This is a genomic window from Pseudomonas sp. 2995-1, assembly GCF_002742505.1.
GTDB lineage: Bacteria > Pseudomonadota > Gammaproteobacteria > Pseudomonadales > Pseudomonadaceae > Aquipseudomonas > Aquipseudomonas sivasensis.
The window spans coordinates 1-683 of record NZ_LJSA01000450.1 but is presented as its reverse complement, the minus strand read 5'-3'; the positions used below and the strand labels follow the sequence as shown (position 1 = coordinate 683).

Genomic DNA, 683 nt, shown 5'->3' with positions numbered 1-683 from the left:
CTGACCGACGCCGCCCGCGCCATGTACTCGCCGAGCGTGCCCGACGCGATTATCGGGATGTTCGGCCTTGCCCCTGGAGATCTGGTTGAGGAAGTGGAGGTCTGGCCCTGCAACTGGCCGGCCTTCCTTCTTTTCAACCGAATGTCCACCCAGTGGCGAGCAGGCGCCGGCGGCGCGATCGGTCTCGACTACAGCTGCATCCGCGACGTGGCCGGCTTCCTCGGCATCAAGAAAAAGAAACTCGCTGAAATCTTCCCAGACCTCCAGGTGCTGGAAGGCGAGGCTCTGCGCGTCATGGCGGAGGAAAGGGAAAACAGCCCGTAACCACGGGCACTTATTCAAGGTGAGTCGATGAACATTGCAGAACTCGGCGTCAAGATCGACTCGGCCGATGCAATCCAGGCGAAAACGAGTCTGGATGAAATGGCGAAGGCCGGCGGCCGGGCCGAGCAGTCCGCCGTTTCGCTGATGAACGAAATGCAGGCACTGGAAAAGTCGCTGTCCACCAGCGCCAAAACCACCCAGGACTTGGCAAAGCAGCGTGACGCTCTCGCCAAGCTGACCAAGACCGGCGCCTATGGCGAGGCCGAGGCGGCGAAGATCTCGGCTCAGTTGGACAAGCAGCAGATCGCCCTGGCCAAGTCCGCCCTGGATGAACAGAAGGCCCTGAACAGCCTGCTGGG

General features: G+C 61.6%; 1 protein-coding gene and 1 pseudogene. Both read left to right on the top strand.

The features are described 5' to 3' along the window. The first annotated feature begins 21 nt into the window (after positions 1–21). The gene (locus AOA61_RS23895) at positions 22–324 is read left to right on the top strand and encodes a DUF1799 domain-containing protein (protein ID WP_012724063.1); all 303 of its coding nucleotides are present in this window, start codon (positions 22–24) and stop codon (positions 322–324) included. Positions 325–351: 27 nt separating this feature from the next. Next, positions 352–683, top strand: a pseudogene (locus tag AOA61_RS23890) (phage tail tape measure protein); the annotation flags it as partial.

Excerpts from the sequence above, each read along its gene's own strand:
- AOA61_RS23895 (WP_012724063.1), top strand. The coding sequence starts at position 22 with ATGTACTCGCCGAGCGTGCCCGACGCGATTATCGGGATGTTCGGCCTT.